This window comes from Streptosporangium sp. NPDC023825, assembly GCF_040639575.1.
In the GTDB taxonomy this organism is placed as follows: Bacteria; Actinomycetota; Actinomycetes; order Streptosporangiales; family Streptosporangiaceae; genus Streptosporangium.
Map to the genome: position 1 here is coordinate 13,627 of NZ_JBFAAE010000086.1, position 15,150 is coordinate 28,776.

At 71.1% G+C, this 15,150-nt stretch carries 14 protein-coding genes; 7 read left to right on the top strand and 7 right to left on the bottom strand.

The annotated features are described in order from the left end of the window. The 4 genes from AB0G15_RS40045 to AB0G15_RS40060 all read right to left on the bottom strand — a co-directional run bounded on the left by AB0G15_RS40045 (window position 1) and on the right by AB0G15_RS40060 (window position 4,271). Window positions 1-852, bottom strand: a complete 852-nt coding sequence (locus AB0G15_RS40045) for a carbohydrate ABC transporter permease (protein WP_362850603.1) — start codon at window positions 850-852, stop codon at window positions 1-3. Continuing rightward, entirely contained in the window at window positions 852-1,802 is a 951-nt protein-coding gene (locus tag AB0G15_RS40050) for a sugar ABC transporter permease (RefSeq protein ID WP_362850605.1), read from the bottom strand. The genes AB0G15_RS40045 and AB0G15_RS40050 overlap by 1 nt, the downstream gene beginning before the upstream one ends. Then, complete coding sequence (locus AB0G15_RS40055; RefSeq protein WP_362850606.1) at window positions 1,802-3,127, bottom strand: extracellular solute-binding protein; 1,326 nt, start codon at window positions 3,125-3,127, stop codon at window positions 1,802-1,804. Before AB0G15_RS40055 ends, AB0G15_RS40050 begins: the two co-directional genes overlap by 1 nt. A 124-nt stretch (window positions 3,128-3,251) precedes the next feature. Next, window positions 3,252-4,271 carry a LacI family DNA-binding transcriptional regulator gene (locus tag AB0G15_RS40060; RefSeq protein WP_362850607.1) on the bottom strand — a complete coding sequence of 340 codons (1,020 nt, stop codon included), beginning with the start codon at window positions 4,269-4,271 and terminating at the stop codon, window positions 3,252-3,254. Window positions 4,272-4,517: 246 nt separating this feature from the next. Between AB0G15_RS40060 and AB0G15_RS40065 the strand changes: the two genes are divergently transcribed. The 7 genes from AB0G15_RS40065 to AB0G15_RS40095 all read left to right on the top strand — a co-directional run bounded on the left by AB0G15_RS40065 (window position 4,518) and on the right by AB0G15_RS40095 (window position 12,741). Continuing rightward, a complete protein-coding gene (locus AB0G15_RS40065) occupies window positions 4,518-6,626 on the top strand; it encodes a family 16 glycoside hydrolase (RefSeq protein WP_362850609.1) in 2,109 nt (702 codons plus the stop codon). 150 nt (window positions 6,627-6,776) lie between these two features. Next, on the top strand, window positions 6,777-7,904 hold the full coding sequence (locus tag AB0G15_RS40070) for a hypothetical protein (RefSeq protein WP_362850610.1): 1,128 nt from the start codon (window positions 6,777-6,779) through the stop codon (window positions 7,902-7,904). 310 nt (window positions 7,905-8,214) lie between these two features. Beyond that, window positions 8,215-8,712 carry a DUF2975 domain-containing protein gene (locus tag AB0G15_RS40075; RefSeq protein ID WP_362681757.1) on the top strand — a complete coding sequence of 166 codons (498 nt, stop codon included), beginning with the start codon at window positions 8,215-8,217 and terminating at the stop codon, window positions 8,710-8,712. After that, on the top strand, window positions 8,712-8,978 hold the full coding sequence (locus AB0G15_RS40080; protein ID WP_362850612.1) for a helix-turn-helix transcriptional regulator: 267 nt from the start codon (window positions 8,712-8,714) through the stop codon (window positions 8,976-8,978). Before AB0G15_RS40075 ends, AB0G15_RS40080 begins: the two co-directional genes overlap by 1 nt. 362 nt (window positions 8,979-9,340) lie before the next feature. Then, window positions 9,341-9,883 (top strand): hypothetical protein, encoded by a 543-nt coding sequence (locus tag AB0G15_RS40085; RefSeq protein WP_362850614.1) that lies wholly within the window; start codon window positions 9,341-9,343, stop codon window positions 9,881-9,883. 35 nt (window positions 9,884-9,918) lie between these two features. Then, on the top strand, window positions 9,919-10,407 hold the full coding sequence (locus AB0G15_RS40090; protein WP_362850615.1) for a hypothetical protein: 489 nt from the start codon (window positions 9,919-9,921) through the stop codon (window positions 10,405-10,407). A 378-nt stretch (window positions 10,408-10,785) separates the two neighbouring features. Continuing rightward, entirely contained in the window at window positions 10,786-12,741 is a 1,956-nt protein-coding gene (locus AB0G15_RS40095) for a hypothetical protein (RefSeq protein WP_362850616.1), read from the top strand. A 107-nt stretch (window positions 12,742-12,848) separates the two neighbouring features. Here AB0G15_RS40095 and AB0G15_RS40100 read toward each other — a convergent pair whose 3' ends face one another. The 3 genes from AB0G15_RS40100 to AB0G15_RS40110 form a co-directional block, all read right to left on the bottom strand. Beyond that, on the bottom strand, window positions 12,849-13,127 hold the full coding sequence (locus AB0G15_RS40100; protein WP_362850618.1) for a hypothetical protein: 279 nt from the start codon (window positions 13,125-13,127) through the stop codon (window positions 12,849-12,851). A 180-nt stretch (window positions 13,128-13,307) separates the two neighbouring features. Further along, window positions 13,308-14,246, bottom strand: a complete 939-nt coding sequence (locus AB0G15_RS40105) for a MerR family transcriptional regulator (RefSeq protein WP_362850619.1) — start codon at window positions 14,244-14,246, stop codon at window positions 13,308-13,310. Between the two features lie 92 nt (window positions 14,247-14,338). Continuing rightward, window positions 14,339-14,989: a LysE family translocator gene (locus AB0G15_RS40110; RefSeq protein ID WP_362850621.1), complete on the bottom strand. Its 651-nt coding sequence runs from the start codon at window positions 14,987-14,989 to the stop codon at window positions 14,339-14,341. Window positions 14,990-15,150 lie beyond the last annotated feature (161 nt).

Sequence of the window (15,150 nt, forward strand, 5' to 3'; positions counted from 1 at the left end):
TCATCCCTTCACGCCGCCCTCGGACAGGCCGGCGACGAAACTGCGTTGGTTGAAGACGAAGACGGCCAGGATCGGCAGCAGTACCAGCACCGAGCCGGCCATGGCGGGTCCGTAGGCGACGTTTCCGCCGGTCAGGAACTTGCTCAGCGCCAGCTGGACGGTCTGTGTCCCGGGCGAGCTCGTCACGACGAGCGGCCAGAGGAAGTCGTCCCAGACGGCGGTGAAGGCGAACACCGCGACGGTCGCGACCAGCGGCCTCGCCAGCGGCAGATAGATCTTCCAGAAGAGCCTGAACTCGCTCGCGCCGTCGACCCGGGCGGCCTCGCCCAGCTCGTCGGGGAGCCCGAGGAAGTACTGCCGGGCCAGGAAGACGTTGAGCGGCCCGATCAGGTGCGGCAGGGTCAGCCCGGCCAGCGAGTCGAGCAGCCCGGAACCGCCCTGCCCGGTGATGTCGTTCCCGCCCGCCAGCGGGATCCCCTTCGCGATCAGGAACAGCGGGATGAGGGTCACCGCCACCGGCACCATCGTGGTCGCGACGATCGTCATGAAGATCGCATTGCTTCCCCGGTAGGGGAGCTTGGCGAAGGCGTACCCGGCCAGGAGCGCGAACACGCAGTTGGCGACGACGACCAGCAGGGCGACGATCAGCGAGTTCGTCATCGCCGTGCCGAGGTTGCCCGCGTCCAGGGCGGTCGAGAAGTTGTCGAGGACCGGGTTTCGCGGCAGCAGCCGCGGCTCGGACGAGAACACCTCGGACTCGGGCTTGAAGGCGATCGAGACCATCCACCAGAACGGCACGAGCACCAGCAGCGTGGTGATGACCAGCGCGAGGATCGATCCTGGTCTGCGCATCACTTCCGCCCGTTCCCGCGCATCGCGACGAGCGCGAAGGCGAAGATGGCCGCGAACAGGACGAACGCCATGGCGCTGGCGGAGCCGAACCGGTTGTTCTGGAACGCCTCCTGGTAGATCAGGTAGTTGGTGGTCGTCGTCGAGCCGAGCGGCCCGCCGCCGGTGAGGATGAAGATCTCGGCGAACGACTGCGACAGGTAGACGATGTTGATCGTGACCACGTAGACCATGACCGGCCGCAGGCCGGGCAGCGTCACGTGCCGGAACCGGGCCCAGGCGTTCGCGCCGTCCATCTTCGCGGCCTCGTACAGGGTGACCGGGATCGCCTGGAGCCCGGCCAGGAACAGCACCATGTTGCCGCCGAGGGCCTTCCACACCCGCATGACCGCGACCGAGTGCAGGGCGGTGTCCTCGTCGAGGAGCCAGTCGCGAGGATCGAGGCCGAGGGAGCCCGCGAGGTCGTTGAACCAGCCGTCGGGGGAGTACATCCACAGCCAGACCAGGCTGACGGCCGTCAGCGGGACGATGCGGGGCAGGAACAATCCGGCCCGGAACAGCCCGATGCCGGGCATTTTCCGGTTGGCCAGCAGCGCCAGCCCGAGCGCGATGCCGACCGCGAAGGGCAGCACCTCCGCGACGAACTGGGCGGTCACCCGCAGGGACTTCAGGAAGTCCGCCGAGCCGAGCAGCGCCGCGTAGTTGTCGGCGCCGATCAACTGGGGCGCGCCGCGGTCGAGCGGGCTGTAGCCGGTGAAGCTCAGGTAGAACCCGTACAGCACGGGGAACAGCTGGAAGACCGCCATGTAGGCCAGGACCGGGGCGGTGAAGGCGAGCCCGACGAGCTTGCGACGGCCGGTCGGGCCTCTCCCGCTCCCGCGGGTCCCGGTCCGCGGCGACGCCGCGGACCGGGACCCGCCGTGCTTGGTTCCGTGCTTGGTGAGGAGAGTCATCACTGGGCCGTGAGCAGCGGCCCGGCCTCGGCCGCCGCGTCGTCCAGCGCCTGCTTCGCGGTCGCCTTCCCGGCGAGCGCCGTCTCCAGGTGCTTGTCGAGCACGTCACGGACCTGCACCCAGGCCGGGACGTTCGGGCTGCCCACGTAGGCGGGGGCGGCGTCGATGAACGGCTTCAGCAGCGGCTGCCCGGTGACGTAGGCGCCCTGGGCGGCCGAGGCGCGCACCGGCAGCCCGCCGACGCTCTCGGCGTACCGCTCGTTCACGCCCTTGGAGACCATGAACTCGACGAACTTCCAGGCGAGGTCCTTCTTCTTCGAGTCGGCGTTGACGAACAGGCCGGTGGTGGCCCCGCCGAAGGTCTTGGCGTCGACGGCCTTCAGCGGCGGCAGCACCCCGATCTTCGAGGCGAGGTCGGGCACGGCCTTGACCATCTGGAGTATCTGCCCGCCGGTCGCGGTGACCATCGCCGCCTTGCCGGTGGCGAGCGGGTTCTGCCCGGCGGGCTGGTTGGCGAAGTCCAGGCCGAGCTGGTCGCTGACCTTGCCGTCTCCGCTGTAGAGCCCGGCGAAGTACTCCAGCGCCTTCACGCCCTCCGGCGAGTTCCAGGTGACCTCCTTGCCGTCGGACGACAGCAGCTCGCCGCCCTCCGAGCCGATCAGCGCCTGGAAGCTCTGCACCCGCTGGATCTTGGCGGACTGGAGCATCAGGCCCGCCCGTTGGATCGCTCCACCCTCTCGGACGGTCAGCTTCCCGGCCGCCTCCGCGGCCTCGGCCCAGGTGGCCGGCTCGGCGACACCGGCCTTCTCCAGCAGGTCCTTGCGGTAGGCGACGAGGACGCCGTTGCCGCCCAGCGGGATCAGGTACTGCCCGCCGGCCACCTGGCCGCTCGCCAGGTAGGGCGCGAGGTCGGTCCTGTCCGCCTCGGGCAGGGCGGCGATCCGGGCGTCGAGCGGCTCGATCCGCTTGGCCGCGGCGAACCCGGCGGCGACGGCCGGGCCGTGGCCGAACACGTCGGGGGCGTTGTTGCCGGCGAAACCGGCGTTGAGCTTGGGCGACATCTGGGCCCAGTCGACGAAGGTCACCTGGACCCTCGTCTTGTTGGCGGACTCGAACTCCGGCACCAGCGTCTTGGTGACGAGCTCGATCTCCGGGGCGGAGTTGCCGGGGAACCAGACGGTCAGCGTGTCGGCCGCGCCTGCGCCGCCGCTGCCGCTGCCTCCGCCGCCCGTCCCGCAGGCCGTCGCGGCGAGAAGAACGCCCGCGCTGACCGCGACGGCGAGGAATCCGCGTCTGCCGACGGCTGTCCACCGGTTGGTGATCATGAATTTCTCCTGTTTCGGAGTGGGGGGTTCGGAGTGTGGGAGGTCGGCTCCCGGCGCTGGATCGCCGGGAGCTGGGAGTATTCGATTGTGGTCGGGCTCCGGGGGGTGCTCGTGTGAGCTGTGGTCAGGCTCTGGGAGGGCCGATCATGTGGTCCTCGGGGAGGCCGCAGGGCAGCAACTGCCGGTGGTCGCCGGGATCGTCGGAACCGGCCAGGATCCGGGTGAGCATCTTCACCGCGCCCCGGCCCATCTCGTTGCGGGGGATCCGCAGGCTGCTCCAGCCGCTCTCGGTCATCGTCACCAGGACGACCACCGACATGTCGGCGGGAGCGGCCAGGCCGCGCTCGCCCAGCGCGGCGACGAGCTGCCTGGCCAGGGGCTCGTTCTCGGCCAGGACGGCGGTGACGCCGCCGGCGTGCGCGGCGTCGACCCAGGCCGGGTCCAGCTGCGACGTGACGTACATCAGCTCGGGCAGCCCCACGTCGGCGCAGCCGGCCCGGTAGCCGGCCTCCTTGTCGAGGAAGACCTCCATCCGGTCCGGTCCCGTGACGTAGGCGATGCGCCGGTGGCCCAGCGCGGCGAGCCTGCCGACGGTGTCCCTGGTGGCGCTGGCGTAGTCGGCGCCGACCCAGGCTATCTCGGTGCCGGGCACGGTCCTGCGCCCTATGTGAACGAAGGGGTATCCCTCGGCGGCGAGCCTGGCCAGCTCGGTGGAGCCGGGCTCGACGCCGAGCAGCACGCTGCCGTCGGCGAGCGCGAGCCGGTTCACCCCGTCGCTGTAGACCCGGCGGCGGCCGTCGAGATCCTCGGTGGAGGCGAACAGCACCAGGTCGTAGCCGTCGGCGACGGCCTGCTGCTCGATGCCGACCAGGAACTCGTGGTAGAAGTCCAGCTGGTCGAGCGGGAAGATCGACTCGAACGTGTAGACCCCGAGCAGCCGGTTGCGCTTCCCGCGCAGGCTGCGTGCCGCCGGATTGGCGACGTAGCCGAGCTGGCGCACCGCCTCCAGGACGCGCTGGACGGTCTGCTCCGGGATCCCGGTCTCCGGACCCCGGCCGTTGACGACCGCGGAGACCGTCGCCTGGGAGACGCCCGCGAGCTTGGCCACGTCGGCCTGACGAGCCCGGCGCCGCACTCCGTCCATCGCGATCTCCTGATTCGTATCAGTTGTGGGGGAACAGCCAGGAGATGGTGACTGGCTGATTCGTATTGGCGAAACCGTTGCAAGACGGACGGGGCGCTGTCAACACTCCCGGCGAAAGAATCTTGAAACATGCCGGAAATCCGCTCTTGACGGCAGTGAAGGCTGCGGCCTATCTTCCCGTTACGAATCGGGAAAGCTCGTATTTCTGCAGGTCAGGTATTACTAATACGAATCAGAGGTATTAGCGTGGGGCTCCCCAGTGCCGCAGCCGTCCTGGCGCTCGTCGCCGCCCTGCTCCTGCCCCAGCCCGCCCACGCGACCGGAGACGGGACCGTCCGTGGCGCCGCCGCCGTTGACGTGACCGCGACCGTACGCGCCGCCGGGACCACCTACTACGTCGACGCGACCGGCGGCTCCGACAGCGCGGCCGGGACCTCGTCCTCGACCGCCTGGAAGACCCTCGGCAAGGTCAACGCCCAGACCTTCGGTCCGGGTGACAGCATCCTGCTCAGGTCCGGCGGCGTCTGGACCGGCCAGTACCTCGACCTGCGCGGCTCGGGCGCGGCCGGGGCGCCGATCGTCCTCGGCCAGTACGGCACCGGGGCGAAGCCCCGCATCGACTTCGCCGACACGGCCGTCGACGGCGAGGGCTTCGGGGTGCGGCTGAAGAACGTCTCGCACTGGGAGATCGGCGGGCTTGAGATCACCAGCGGGCAGCAGCCCACCGACCGGCGGCGCAGCGGGGTCCTCGTCGTCGGCGAGGGCACCGGCGCGGGGGACTTCACCCACATCCACGTCAAGAACACCTACATCCACGACGTGTTCGGCACCGACCGCCGGACCGGCGGGATCAACTTCCACGCCCGCGGGACCTCCACCGGGCCCGAGAGCACCTGGACGGACGTGCTCATCGAGGGCAACACCGTCGACAACGTCGCCGACACCGGCATCCAGACCATGACGGACGCGCTGCTCAACACCACGTGGGCGCACGACCTCGACGCCTTCCGCGACCTGGTGATCCGCGGCAACACCGTCACCAGGATCCACCGCGACGGGATCCTCGTCCGGTCGGGGCTGGCCCCGCTCGTCGAGCGCAACACCACCGACCGGATCGGTGAGTCCACCACCTCGACCCTGCCCTACCTGGACGACATCGCGGTCGTCGCCGCGCAGTGGATGTACGCCACGACCGACGCGGTCTTCCAGTTCAACCAGGCCTTCCGCACCCGCAGGCTCGACGGCGACGGCCAGCCCTGGGACTTCGACCAGCGGGTCCACCGCAGCGTCTACCAGTACAACTACAGCCAGGACAACGAGGGCGGCACGCTGCTCGTCATGGACCAGACCGACGACAACGTGTTCCGCTACAACATCTCCCAGAACGACCTGGACCGCAGCGTCGGGGTGTTCCACCTGGTCAGCGGGTCGGGCGACCTGAAGGTCCACAACAACGTCTTCTACCGCTCGGCCGGGCAGACCGGCCAGATGACCGGGACGTCGACCGGCGAGGTGGCCTACACGAACAACATCTTCGTCAACCAGGGGAGCGGGGCCTACAGCATCAGCGGCAACGTCACCTACGACCACAACCTCTACTCGGGCACCAACGCCAACCAGCCCAACGACCCGTACAAGGTCATCGCCAGCCCGCGGTTCGTCGCGGCGGGCGGCGCGTCGGGGCTGGCCTCCGCGGGCGCCTACAAGCTCCAGCCGGGTTCGCCCGGGATCGACAGCGGCGTCGCGGTCTCCTCGCCCGGCGCCCAGGACTTCTTCGGGACCGCGCTCTACCAGGGCTCTCCCGACCGGGGCGCGCACGAGTCGGCCGCGGCCCCCGCCACCACCCTGCTGTCGGACGACTTCGGCGACGGCGACGCGGCGGGCTGGACGAGCACCGGCGGCTCGTGGTCGGTCGCGAGCGGCGCGTACTCCCAGACCTCCACCGCCGCCGCGGAGAGCCTGTCCGTCACCGGCTCCGCCGGCTGGACCGACTACACCGTCCAGGGACGGGTCCGGCTGGACAACGCGAGCGCCAACGCGGGCCTGGTCCTCCGGTACGCCGATGCCGCCAACTTCTACCTGTTCCGCCTCAACGACGGCACCGACACCGCCGACCTGTACAAGAAGGCCGGCGGCACGCTGACCCGGGTCGCCGGCGCCTCCGTCCCGGTCACCCCCGGCGCGTTCCGCACGCTCAGGGCGACCGTGTCCGGCTCGACCGTCACCGGCTTCGTCGACGGCAACCAGGTGCTCACCTGGACCGCCCCCGCCGGCGAGCCGGCGAGCGGCAAGGTCGGCCTCCGCATGCACTCCAGCACCGCGACCCTCGACGACCTGCGGGTCACGGCGCCCTAGGACTCCCGGCGAAGCGCGTGCGTGACCGTCCGGGACCGGGAGGTTCCGGACGGCCTCCACGCCCGCAGGGGATTCTCGTGCCGGGGGAACCCGCCCGAGCGGCCACACGTCAGACTGCCCATGAGGCGCTTGAGGTGTTCGCGGTTTCTCGTGCTGTCCTTGGCGCTCACGCTCGCGGCCGGTACGGCTTCCGCGTGCTCGACCCCGTACGAACCTCCGACCCGCCCCGCGGCCCTGCCGAAAGTGCCGGCTTTCCCGCAGGCCGAGAGAGTGTGGCCGGACGCGTTCTTCGAGACACCGGGGTGGATCAAGGATGTGCGCGCGGTCCAGCCGATGGTCATGCTCAGCTCGCACGAGGTCCTCCTCGCCAATCCCGGCGGCAGACACCCCGTCCTGGTGAGTTACGACCGGTGGACCGGCCGGCATCGCGTGCTGGCCAGGATTCCGGAGGGACCGGCCGGGCACTGGATCGCGAAAGCGGCTTCCGGGAACGGCCACGTCGCGTGGATGGCGCGGGTGAGCGGCGACGGTGCTCCAGCGCGAATGCAGATCTGGGCCATGCCCGCTTCCGGCGGGCCCCGCGAACTCCTCGCCGAGTTCCCCGGCCAGGGATATTCTCCGACGACTCTCGCCGGCTTCGAGATCGCGGACGGCCATGTCATCTGGTGGCCGCACTCCCTGGAAGCCGTGCGTCGCGTTTCCCTCGCCGGAGGGCCGGTGGAGTCGATCTCCGGCCAGGGGCACCACTACATGGCCGCCTGGCCGTGGGCATACGACGGCCGGGACAGCCTGCTCAACCTCGCCACCGGCGAACGCCGCGAGGTGGCGGAAACGGGCGGGCTCTCCAGGCGCTGCGGACCCGAGTGGTGCGTCAGCGAGCTCGAACCGGCGATGTACGAGCTGACGAAGGTCGTCATGCAGCGGGTGGACGGTTCGGGCAGGACGCTCGTCCCCGGCACGCACATGGCGGAGGCCCTGCTGCACGACAGGTTGGGGTTCTTCGACCCGCCCTTCGTCCGTGGCGGCGAGTCCCTGATCGTGTCCACGGGCAGGTCGGTGGGAACCCTCGGATCCGCGGCCGTGCTGTATGACCGCTGCACGGGGCTGTCGGCTCTCATCGACCCGCCCCGGAAGCAGACGGACGCCGCCGACCTGCCGGATCCCATCCGCCTCGGCGGCTCCGCGCCGGGCGGCCCGCTCCTCTTCTGGCGGGCTTCCGGCAACAGGCACATGGTGATGGACGTCTCTCGCGTCCCCGCGGACAGGTGCTCGCCCTGAAACGTCGCTAGCTCGCCGCCGGGGAACGCGCGCGGCCGCTGTCCGGCGGCTCCGGGCGTGCCGGAGCGCTGCGAAGACGCGCCGGAGCGCTCCGGATCGCCGGGAAGGAGCGCTCCGGATCGCCGGGAAACGGCGGGAACCACCTCTCCGGTGAGATCGCCCGCGCGTTTCGGCGACCACCGATCGTCCGCGTGCCCGTACCGGAGTTCCGCGTCCGTACCGGAGTCTCACCTCTCCGGCCGGCCTGAAAACTTGCCGTGCCTATCGAATGTCGATACATTTCCATCGCTATTCGATTGAAGGGGAGACGATGGGAAAGTTGACAGTGCTCGCGCTGCGTGCCGTGCTCGTGGTGCTGCTCGCCGGTTCGGTGTTCGTACAGGCGGTGATGGTGCCGTTGCTGGCCATCGACATGGAGCAGCTCAACGCGGACTACGCGTACCTGCGCACCCCGTTTCTCGTGATCACGGTCCTGGGTGTCGTGACGGTCCAGGTCGTCCTGGTCTGCGTGTGGAGGCTGGTGACGATGGTGCGACGCGGCACCGTGTTCTCCCACGCCGCCTTCCGGTACGTGCACATCGTGATCGGCGCGCTCGTGGCGGCCGCCCTCGTGGTGTTCGCGTACGCGGTCCTCCTGGCGCCGGGCGACCCCGTCGCCCCTGGGGTGGTCCTCCTGATATGCGGGGTCGTCGTGGCGATCCTGGGGGTCGCGCTCATCGTGCTCGTGCTGCGGATGCTGCTCGCCCAGGCCGTCGCGCGCGACGTCGAGGCGGCGCGGATGCGGGCCGAGCTGGAAGAGGTGATCTGATGCCGATCACCGTCGACATCGACGTGATGCTGGCCAGGCGGAAGATGTCCGTGGGCGAGCTCGCGGACCGCGTCGGGATCACGCCCGCCAACCTGGCGGTGCTCAAGAACGGCCGTGCCAAGGCGGTGCGCTTCACGACGCTCGCCGCGCTCTGCGAGGTGCTCGAGTGCCAGCCGGGAGACCTGCTGCGCTGGGAGGCCGTGGACGCCATGGGCGTTGCGGACGCCGGGGGCGTCAGGGAGGGCGCGGACGTCGCGGACGGGTGACGAGCGAACCCCGGAAAAGGCCCTGACCTGTGTGAACAGGTCAGGGCCCTTCGTGTTTCCGGGGACGGTGCCGCGTGGATCCTCGCCCGGGCGCCGGGTCCGCGGTGCCCCGCCGAGCCGACCGGCGGACTGCTCGTGCCGCCGGTGGTCGTGCCCCGCTCGGTCGCTCCCGCCGTGCCGAGGACACCACGGAGCCCGCTGAGGAGGAGAGACGGGCCCGAGATGGAACGGGCGGTGGAACCGGATGGAACACCTTAAGGGTATCCGGCTCGTCGGTCCCTCTCCCGGAGAGCGGATTGGCACGTTCCACGGAACGTCGCCTTCCTGCGGATGAGCCGTACGAAACATCGAAAGGAAGACAGATGACCGACCACATTCCCACCGCGCGCCAGATGACAGGCGGTAGCGCGTACAAACCCCGCAGGCCGGGGACGTTACTGACCGCCACCCTGGCCACTGCGGTGGCCGCGGCGTCCATGCTGTCGTCGGCGGCGGTCTCCCTGATCGCGGGCAGAGGCCTGCTGCAGAGCTACGTGCGCGACGAGCTCGGCGTCGAGGTCGACTCGGAGGCCGTGGGCTCCGTCGTGGACACCGCGGTGGAGGCCGCGTTCGGCTCTCTCCAGGCCCGGGCGTACGTCTGGCTCTTCTTCGCGGCGGTTTTCGTCCTGCTCCTGCTGCCCGTCCGCGACGGCAGGACGTGGGCCCGGGTCGTGCTGAGCGTCCTCACCCCCGTCGTCGTTCTCCTCGGGTTGCGGGACATCACGGACATGGTGTCCCCGATCACCGGATTCATGGCCGCGCTGGCCACCCTGGGCGCGCTGCTCGCCGTCGTGGCGTGCTGGCTTCCCGCGACCAACCGCTACGTCAGGACGCGCAAGCAGTCGCGTCGGTCCCAGCTCGGATGAAGGTCCCAGCTCAGATGAACAACGGAGGAACGATGATGTCCGCAGTCAAGAGAATCGCCCGCCTGGCCGCCGCGCTGGGTGCCGCCACGGCGCTGACCGTGGGTCTCGCGGCCGCGCCCGCCCAGGCCGCCGACGTACCCGGCGTCCTGACCGCCCGGCTGACGATCACCAAGGAGGCGGCCGGCTGCAAGGTCCTCACCTTCGGCAAGGTCGGCATGACGCAGGCCCAGGCGCAGTACCTGGTCGACAACGGCGCGACGGCTCAGGTCGAGATCTGGGGCGAGGACGCCGTCTACGACAACCGGCTGTACAAGGCGGGCAACGCGCAGCTGAGCGCGGGATCGGACCGGAACGGGGGAGGGCTGATCATCATCTCCGCCCCCACGATCCGGTGCTCCCTCCTCGACGAGGACGACTCCTCGCTGGAGGGCGCCGGTGACGAGGTCTACGCCAAGGTCGTCTTCAACGCCCCCGGATACTCCCGTATGACGAAGAGGACGAACACGGTGCACGGCCGTTACTGATCCCGGGTCCCGGGCCGGAGGTGACTGGCACGGAGGTCGGACCCCGGTGAGGTCATGCGACAGGGACGGCGATTCGCACGCAAGGACGTTGCAAGACGAGTGCAACCGCCCGGCGGCAGCCTGATCGCACACCGATCCGAGGAGTCCTGACATGTCCGCCGCTGTGGAGATCGCCACGGACGCCGCCGACCGTGCGGCCCCCGCCTCGCCCACCGGCCCGGAGGGGCATGTGTCCCGCCTCACCGAGAGCTGAGGCCCGCCGTGGATCGCCGGCCACCGGTCCTGGTCCATGACCCGGCCCATGACAAAGCGGACAGGGGGTGGCGGGGCCCCATATCCCGCCGGTCCCGCACCGGCGGCTGCCCGCCGTACCACGGGGTGACGTCGGCGGCGGCGGACGACACCGGGTCGCTGCTTCTCGCCGGGGCACACGCCCGGTGCGTCGAGGGCGACCTGCGATCCAGCCGGGAGTGCTTCGACGCGGCGTACCGTGCGGCCGAGAGCGAGGGCGACGGTCAGGCGATGGCCCTCGCGGCGCTGGGACTGTCCGGTCTGTGGGTGCACGAACACCGCGGCGTCATGGCCGCCGCGTCGATCGAGGCGCGTCTGCGGCACGCGTTGTCGATGGTGGACCCGCGGTCACCGGAAGCTCTCCGGCTCAGGGTACGGCTGGCCGCCGAGGCCGACTACCGGTCGGGCGGGCACGCCACCGTCCTCGCCGCGCTGGAGGAGGCCAGGCGGGCGGGCGATCCGACGGCGTGGACCGAGGCGGTCAGCCTGGCCCACCACTGCCTGCTGGGTCCCGGCCAGAGCGAGATGCGTCACGAACTCGCCCGGGAGCTGATCGCCGCGGGTTTCCGGACCTCGTGCCGCAGCGATCTGCTGATGGGACTGTTGTGGCGCACCGTCGACCACGTTCTCGACGCGGACCCGCACGCGGAGCGCCACCTGGCGGAACTGCGCGGCCTGCTGGCCCAGCGGGACCACCTGGCGGTCGGGTTCGTGGTGCGGGCGATCGAGGTGATGCTCGGCATCCGCGCGGGGCGGCTGGAGCAGGCCGAGGCCGAGGCGGCCGCCTGCGCCGAACGGGGAAGGAGGGCCGGCGACGCGGACGCCGCAGGCTGGTACGGCGCGCAGATGGTGGCCATCCGCTGGTACCAGGGCCGCATCGCCGAGCTGGTTCCGATGCTGGCCGAGGAGGTGAACTCGCCGACGCTCAGCGCCGTGGACAACTCCTACCTGGCCGCGCTGGCGGTCGCCGCGGCCACCGCCGGAGACCGGCGGCAGGCGGCCGGCGCGCTGGCGCGGCTGCGGGGCGGCGATCTGGCCCTGCTGCCCCGATCCAGCAGCTGGCTGGTGACCATGCACGGCGTCGTGGAGGCCGCGTACCTGCTGGGGGACACCGAGGCCTCGGCGGCGGCCTACGAACTGCTCGGCCCGTTCACCGGGCTTCCGATGGTGGCCAGCCTCGGCGTCGCGTGCTTCGGCTCCGCCCGGCACGCGCTGGGCGTGGCCGCGCTGACCATGGGCGACGCCCAGCGGGCGGTCGAGCATCTGCAGATGGCCGTACGGGGCAATCTGGCCATGGGGCACTGGCCGGCGGCGGTCCTGTCGCGCGTGCGGTGGGCGCAGGCGCTGGCGCTCCGGGCCGGGACCGGGGACGCCGCCGAGGCGGGCCGGCAACTGGAGGTCGCCACGAGCGAGGCGGCCGAGCTGGGCATGGTCCTGCCCCGTGGAAGGGGACCGCACGCCGCCGTCACCGCCGTCACCGCCGCCGGGCACGGCGGGCGGCGGCCCCTCATGGAGTGCCGGCGCGAAGGCCGCCGGTGGAGGATCGGGCTGGGCTCGCGGAGCGCGCACGTCGAGCACAGCCTGGGGATGGCCTACCTCGCGATCCTGCTCGCCAATCCCCGGTACGAGATTCCGGCCATCGAGCTGGCCGCAGGCCCGGTACCGCGCGGCGGGGCGGCCGTGGACGCCGGCACCGGGACCGGGACCGTCCAGCCGGCCCTGGACGAGGAGGCCATCAGGGCCTACCGCAAGCGGCTGTCGCTGTTGCAGGAGGAGATCGACGGCTACGAGGCGGCCAACGACGTCGTCCGGGCCGAGCGGCTGCGGGCCGAGCGCGACTGGCTGATCGACGAGCTGGCGTCCGCGACCGGTCTGGCCGGGCGGACCCGGAACTTCACCGGCAACGAGGAACGCGCCCGCGTCTCGGTCGGCAAGGCCCTCCGGCGTGCCGTCAGCCGCGTCGCCGCCGCCGACCCGGTCCTCGGTGAGGAGTTGCGCATGACACTGCAGACCGGTCGGCTCTGTTGCTATCAGCCGACATAGCCCCTGCGGGCACCGGCCGGAACGGCGAGGCCGCGCGTCGTTCGGTGAGGAGCCCGGGTCAGAGGCCGGAACGGCGAGGCCGCGCGTCGTTCGGTGAGGAGCCCGGGTCAGAGATCGCCGAGCTCGCCGAGCGGTTTCGTCCAGTAGTCCCGGTCGCGGGACTCGTCCTCGAAGAGGGCGAACGCGTCGGAGACGGAACGGCCGGGGCCGATGACGATGTGCATGATCTCGTTGAAGGTCTTGAACGCGTCGTCGTCACCGGCCCGCATCTCCATGTGGTTCATGAGCCGATACCAGTGCTTCTGCTCGTCCTCGATCAGGGGCAGGAGCTGTTCGCGGCTGAGGGTGCGGGCTTCCTCGACGGTGAGCCGTTTGAAGCGTGCCATGCGCTGATTGTTCCATCCGGAAATCCGGCATTCACGGTCTCGCCTGGCTCCGTTCCGTACCTGTCCGGTTCGCGTCTCATGTTCCGCCGGCACGGCGTCTCACGCGGCATGCCGTCCGAACGCGACCCTGCGAGGCCGTGCGAGGCGAACCGGTCCGGTGCCGCCATCGGGGGTGGCTCGCTACGCCGGTGTCCGGACGCGCAGGGCCTGGATGAACCAGTCGAGCACCGGCGTCAGGCTTTCCGGGGCCGGCCAGCCGTTGATCACTGAGAGCAGCCGGAGATACGACTCCCTGCGGGGGTCGTTCGCGCTCTCCAGCCGGACCAGCAACCGGCGCCGGAGACCGGCGTCGTCGGGGCGGCCGGCGACGTGCGCGTACCGTGCCGTCACCGCCGCGACGACCGGATCGCTTCGGGGCGAGGCCGGGGCGATACCGGCCACCAGGGCAGGGCCTGCCTGGTCGCGGACCATCGCGACGGGATCGCGGCGCGGGCCGCCGGTGGCGTCCCGGGCGCGCTCGGCCGCGTGCTGCTCGGCCAGACGCCGCATGACGCCGCGGAACTCCGGGTCCTGGGACAGCTCGGCCAGTTCCACCCAGGCCTCGACCTGCTCGGGTTCGGGGTCGTCGGGCAGTTCGGGGGTCATCGAGCGCCTGATCCCCGCGAATCCGGGGTCGGCGTCCAGGCCGCCGAAGGCGGCGTCGAGGAAGTCGCCGATCAGGCGCCGGCGTTCGTCCTCGGAGAGCTTCGCCAGCTTGTGCATGAGATCCATCTCCTCGGGGGTGGACCCGCGCCTGGTCACCGCCGTCAGCACCGCGCGCCGCAGGCGCAGCGTCCGGATCTGCACCGCCAGAGCCTCGGCGTGCGCCGCGGCCACCTCGGGAAGCGAGATCTCCCGTTCCACGACCCTGCGGATCGTGGGGAGGTCCACTCCCAGGTCGCGCAGCGTCCGTACGAGGTCCAGGCGTGCGACGGCGTCGATGCCGTAGAGGCGGTGACCGGCCGGGCTGCGACCGGTCGGCGGCACGATCCCGCGGTCGGAGTAGAACCGAACGGTCTTGACCGTCAGCCCGGTCCGCCGGGCCAGATCACCGATCGAGTAGAGCGTGTCGCCGTTCATGCCCCCACCCTGGCGCCTCCCCCCAGGGGAGGTGCAAGCGGGAGGTACGAGCCCGTTCGCCCGCGCAGTGCTCGCGCGGTGCTCGCGCGGAGTCAGCGGGTCGCGGCGGCCATGCGCAGGCCCAGGACGATGAGAACGGTGCCGCTGACGGCCTCCAGCCGGCGACGGACCACGGGCCTGCGGAACCACGCGCCCGCGCGCCCCACCACCGCCGCCAGGGCGAGGTACAGGGCGATCTCGACGGCCACCTGCAGGAGCGCGAGGAGCGCGGTGGTGGAGAACAGCGGCCGGTCGGCCGGTACGAACTGGGGATAGAAAGCGATCATGAAGGCTGCGGCCTTCGGGTTGGCGAGCATCACGAGAGCGCCCTCGCCGAAGGCCCCCCACCAGCCCCGCCCCGGGCCGGGCGGCGTGTCTTCGGCGATCTCCCGCGCGGGCCCGGCCGCCCGGATCCGCCACGCGGTGCGCCACGCCTTCAGCCCGAGGTAGAGCAGGAAGCCCGCACCGACCACGCGGAGAACGACGAAGGCCACCTCCGAAGCGGCCACCAGGGCGGCCAGGCCGGCGGCGGCGAACAGCGCCCAGGCGTACAGACCGGCCTCCAGGCCCAGCACCGTCGGCACCGCTCCCCGGAAACCGTGCAGCGCGGCACGGCGCAGGATCAACGCCATCGCGGGACCCGGTGACGCCGAGATCAGCACGACGGCGACGACGAAGGCGGGCAGGGACGCGACGAGATCCATGAGCCGATCATGTCCGCGTCCGTCACTCCGGCTCAACCCTTTTTTCCGGTGTGAGAATCCTCTTCCCGGCGTGGGAATCCTCGCCCCCGGCCGGTCGCGGGTCGCCCGGCCCCGGCGGGACCCGTCCGGCCTCCACCGCCTCCACCGCCGCGGCGGCGACC